We start from the raw sequence: 4,463 nt of genomic DNA on the forward strand, positions 1-4,463 counted from the left end.
CGCGAGCGCCACGCGCTGGCGCTGGCCGCCGGAGAGCTGCGACGGGAAGCGGTCGCCGAAGCCCGAGAGCCGGATCAGGTCGAGCAGGTCGCCGACCCGGCGCTTGATCTCGGGCTTGGCCGGCCGCTCGGCGCGACGCCGCGCATTCAGCCCATACGCGATGTTGTCGGCCACGCTCATATGCTTGAACAGGGCGTAGTGCTGGAACACGAAGCCCACCGCCCGCTCCTGCACGGCGAGGCCGGTGGCGTCGTCGTCGCCGAACAGGATCCGGCCCCGGTCCGGCGCGTCGAGCCCGGCGATGATCCGCAGCAGGGTCGTCTTGCCCGAACCCGAGGGGCCGAGCAGGCCGAGCAGCTCCCCCGCCCGCACGTCGATCGACAGGTCGTGCAGCACCGCGGCCGTGTCGAAGGTCTTCGAGACGTTCTCGACCCGGATCGCCGTGGAGGGGCGGTCCAAGGGGCTGTCAGTGAGCCCGGCCGTGCGCAAGCTCGCCCGCGAACCGCCATTCGAGGACGGATTTGAGGATGAGGGTGATGAGGGCAAGGACGGCGAGGAGCGAAGCGACGGCGAAGGCGGCGACGAAGTTGTACTCATTGTAGAGGATCTCCACGTGGAGTGGGATGGTGTTGGTCAGGCCGCGGATGTGGCCGGACACCACCGACACCGCGCCGAATTCGCCCATCGCCCGGGCATTGCAGAGGAGCACGCTGTAGAGCAGGCCCCAGCGGATGTTGGGCAGCGTCACCGTGCGGAACGCGTGCAGGCCCGAGGCGCCGAGCGTCAGCGCGGCCTCCTCCTCCGCGGAACCCTGTTCCTGCATCAGCGGGATCAGCTCGCGGGCCACGAACGGGAAGGTGACGAACACCGTGGCGAGCACGATCCCCGGCAGGGCGAACAGCACCTGGATCCCGTGGTCCATCAGCCAGGTGCCGAACAGGCCCTGCGAGCCGAACAGCAGCACGTAGATCAGCCCCGAGACCACCGGCGAGACCGAGAACGGCAGGTCGATCAGGGTGATCAGCAGCGACTTGCCGGGGAACTCGAACTTGGCGATCGCCCAGGAGGCCGCCAGGCCGAACACCACGTTGAACGGCACCGCGATCGCCGCGACCGTCAGGGTCAGGCGGATCGCGCTCCAGGCATCCGGCTCCCGGAACGCCGCCAGGAAGGCGTCGAGCCCCTTCGAGAACGCCTGGGTGAACACCGCGAGCAGCGGCAGCACCAGGAACAGCGCCAGGAAGGTGATCGCGATCCCGATCAGGACGAAACGGGTTCCGGCGCCCTCCGAGGCGACGGGCTCCGGCCGGGTGGCCGGCGTGATGGTCGGGGAGAAGATCTCAGACATAGCCGAAGCGCCTCCGGCTCCAGGCCTGGATCAGGTTGATGGCGAGCAGGGTCAGGAACGAGATGCCCAGCATGATCGTGGCGATGGCCGCCGCACCGCCGTAGTCGAACTCGGACAGCTTGATCACGATCAGCAGCGGCGCGATCTCCGAGACGTAGGGCAGGTTGCCGGCGATGAAGATGATCGAGCCGTATTCGCCGACCCCCCGGGCGAAGGCCAGGGCGAACCCGGTGAGCACCGCCGGGATCAGCGGCGGCAGCACCACCCGGGTCAGGGTCCCGAGCCGGGTGGCGCCCAGGGTGGCGGAGGCCTCCTCGATCTCCTTGTCGATCTCGGCGATCAGCGGCTGCACGGTCCGCACCGCGAAGGGCAGCCCGATGAACACCATGGCGATGAAGATCCCCACCGGCGTGTAGGCCGCCTGGATGCCGAGACGGGCGAGCGGTGCGCCGAGCAGCCCGTCCGGCGCGTAGAGCGAGGCGAGCGCGATGCCGGCCACGGCGGTCGGCAGGGCGAAGGGCAGGTCGACCGCCGCGTCGACGATCTTCCGGCCCGGGAAGCGGTAGCGGGTCAGGACCCAGGCGACCAGGAAGCCGAACACCGAGGCGGTGAGCGCCGCGACCGCGGAGACGCCGAAGCTGAGCTTCAGGGCGCTGGCCACCCGCGGATCGGTGGCCACGTACCAGATCCCCGAGAGCCCGAGGCCGGACGCCTTGGCCACGAGCCCGGCGAGCGGCAGCAGCACGACGAGCCCGAGGCAGGTCAGCGTGTAGCCGAAGCTGAGCCCGAAGCCCGGGATCACGCTGGGACGGCGGAAGGTCCGTTTGCGACGCGGTGTCTCGACCATGGTTCCCGCCTCAGCGGCCGGCCCGGCTCAACCGGTCGAACAGGCCGCCGGCGTCGAAGTTCCGCTTCTGGATGTCGTCCCAGGACCCCTGCATGTCCTCGATCTTGAACAGCTTGATCTCGGGGAGCTGGGCGAGGTCGGCCGGCGCCGCCGCCTCGCGGCGGATCGGGCGGTAATGGTGCTTGGCGAAGATCGCCTGCGCGCGGTCGCTGTAGAGGAAGTCGAGATAGGCCTGGGCGGCCTTGGTGGTGCCCTTGCGCTCGGCGTTCACCGCCACGAGGGCCACCGGCGGCTCGGCGTAGATCGAGGTCGGCGGCGAGACGATGTCGAACTTGTCGGCGCCGAATTCCTGCAGCACCAGGTAGGCCTCGTTCTCCCAGGTCGGCAGCACGTCGCCGAGCCCGCGCTGCGCGAAGGTCACGGTCGAGCCGCGCGCCCCGGTGTCGAGCACGGGCACGTTCTTGTAGATCTGGCCCACGAAGGCATCCGCCTTGGCGGTGTCCTTGTCCTGGCCGTAGGCGTAGCCCCAGGCGGCCAGGAAGTTCCAGCGTCCGCCGGCCGAGGTCTTCGGGTTGGGGGTGATCACCTTCACGTCGGGCTTGGTCAGGTCGGCCCAGTCCTTCACGCCCTTCGGGTTGCCCTTGCGGACCAGGAACACCACCGTCGAGGTGTAGGGCACGGCCTCGTTCGGGAGCTTGCTGCGCCAGTCGTCGGGGATCTTGCGGGTGAGCTTGGCGATGGCGTCGATGTCCGACGGGATGCCCAGCGTGACCACGTCGGCGTCGACGCCGTCGATCACCGTCCGGGCCTGTGCGCCCGAGCCGCCATGCGAGGCGCGCACGGTGATCGCCTCGCCGGTCTTGGCCTTCCACGCTTCGGCGAAGACCGTGTTGATCTCGCGATAGAGTTCCCGGGTCGGGTCGTAGGAGACGTTCAGCAGCGCGGTCTCGGCCCCGGCCGGAAGGAGGCCGCTCAGCAGGCTGGCGCCGACCAGCATCGAGAGTCCGACCGCCCGGACAGCCCGGTTCCGTGCCGCACCGTTCTTCATCACGTCGACTCTCCCCGCCGGCCACGGTTGCGCTGCAGAGAAGCGCACGCCCGGGGCCCTGGATCGTTCGTTTTACCGAACGAAGTCAAGCCAGGCGGCGGCTCTCGCACCGTTGTGTGCTCGAAGCAGGATCGGCGGAATTCCCGGAAACACAAGCGTCTGGGGGTGCGCCCGCCGGCGGAACGCATGGATCTTCTCCCGCGGAATGCACGAGGAGAAGAATGTCGCCGCCGCGGCGAGTTTCATAGAAAGAACGACTTGGTGTGCGCTGACGCACCTGCCGCGTGATGCGGGCCGGACCTGGGCGCCTCCGCGATCCGGGGCGCAGCGCGGCTTACGGCTTCGATTTGCCGAGCTGCTTCACCAGGGCTTCGAGGCGCTGGTTGATCGGCGCGGCGAACGTGTCGGCGTAGACCGAGCGCAGGTTCTGGCCGAGATGCCGGCGCACGCTCGGGCTGAGCGGGGCAACGGTGGAGGAGGCGGTCTCTTCGGAGGGGCGCTCCGGATACGACTTCGTCATGATCCCGAGGCTCCCGTGTGTCTCGCCTTGAGAATGGCAAAGCTTGGTTAAGAGACCGTCACGGTGGTCGATGTCCGAAATCGGAACTGGCCATGCCGGGGGCACGTTGCCGGCCATGACCCCTCGCACAGATCGGATTCGCCCTTTGTCCCGCTCGTTGTCCCTGACCCTGCCGGCGTTCCTGATGGTGGCCGCGACGGGTGCGCCCGCCCTCGCCCAGACGAAGCCCGGCGAGATCAAGGGCATCGACGCGATGGGCGACAAGTCGCGCAGCGCGCAGGACGGCTGGAGCCAGGCCCCCGTCCCCCGCGAGCAGTCGGCCGCCAAGGATGCGCCGAATCCGGGTGGCCACTCCATCGACGAGAACGCCAAGCGGCCCGTCCCAGGCGCCGACACCGGCGGGTCTTCCGCGACGGAGCCGCAGGCGCCGCTGGACCACCGCACCGGCGGCCCCTCCGGCACGAATCCGGCCGCGCCGTCCAAGTGAAAAAGGTCAGCCCGTGCAGGATGATGGCGTCACGTCCAACGGGCTGGTCAACTTAAAACAGCAGCCGTCTCTGTGTCACGCAACCACACTTGCCTCGTGCACGCTTTTTTGGGACACCCTGGAATTATACCAGATCGCTTTAAGGAGCGGAGATGAACGTCCAGGTCTCTAGGCGTGGCCTGCTCAAGGGGGCCGGCGCCGGCCCCCTTGAGC

The 4,463-nt window shown here is 68.8% G+C and carries 6 protein-coding genes; 1 reads left to right on the top strand and 5 read right to left on the bottom strand.

Annotated features, from left to right (window positions below; genetic code table 11):
• From FV228_RS21260 to FV228_RS21280, 5 genes are all read right to left on the bottom strand, one after another.
• Window positions 1-396, bottom strand: a 396-nt coding sequence (locus FV228_RS21260) for an ATP-binding cassette domain-containing protein (protein WP_147856435.1), incomplete at its 3' end; no start/stop codon positions are given.
• Between the two features lie 70 nt (window positions 397-466).
• A complete protein-coding gene (cysW, locus tag FV228_RS21265; RefSeq protein WP_147856431.1) occupies window positions 467-1,348 on the bottom strand; it encodes a sulfate ABC transporter permease subunit CysW in 882 nt (293 codons plus the stop codon).
• Complete coding sequence (gene cysT / locus FV228_RS21270) at window positions 1,341-2,195, bottom strand: sulfate ABC transporter permease subunit CysT (RefSeq protein WP_147856432.1); 855 nt, start codon at window positions 2,193-2,195, stop codon at window positions 1,341-1,343. The genes cysW and cysT overlap by 8 nt, the downstream gene beginning before the upstream one ends.
• Window positions 2,196-2,205: 10 nt before the next feature.
• Window positions 2,206-3,243 (bottom strand): sulfate ABC transporter substrate-binding protein, encoded by a 1,038-nt coding sequence (locus FV228_RS21275; RefSeq protein ID WP_147856436.1) that lies wholly within the window; start codon window positions 3,241-3,243, stop codon window positions 2,206-2,208.
• Window positions 3,244-3,577: 334 nt separating this feature from the next.
• Window positions 3,578-3,763 (bottom strand): hypothetical protein, encoded by a 186-nt coding sequence (locus FV228_RS21280; RefSeq protein ID WP_147856433.1) that lies wholly within the window; start codon window positions 3,761-3,763, stop codon window positions 3,578-3,580.
• A gap of 145 nt (window positions 3,764-3,908) precedes the next feature.
• On the opposite strand from FV228_RS21280, the gene FV228_RS21285 reads away from it, so the two are divergent.
• The gene (locus FV228_RS21285; protein ID WP_147856434.1) at window positions 3,909-4,250 is read left to right on the top strand and encodes a hypothetical protein; all 342 of its coding nucleotides are present in this window, start codon (window positions 3,909-3,911) and stop codon (window positions 4,248-4,250) included.
• The last annotated feature ends 213 nt before the right edge of the window (window positions 4,251-4,463 follow it).

It is taken from the genome of Methylobacterium sp. WL18, assembly GCF_008040015.1.
Classification (GTDB): Bacteria; Pseudomonadota; Alphaproteobacteria; order Rhizobiales; family Beijerinckiaceae; genus Methylobacterium; species Methylobacterium mesophilicum.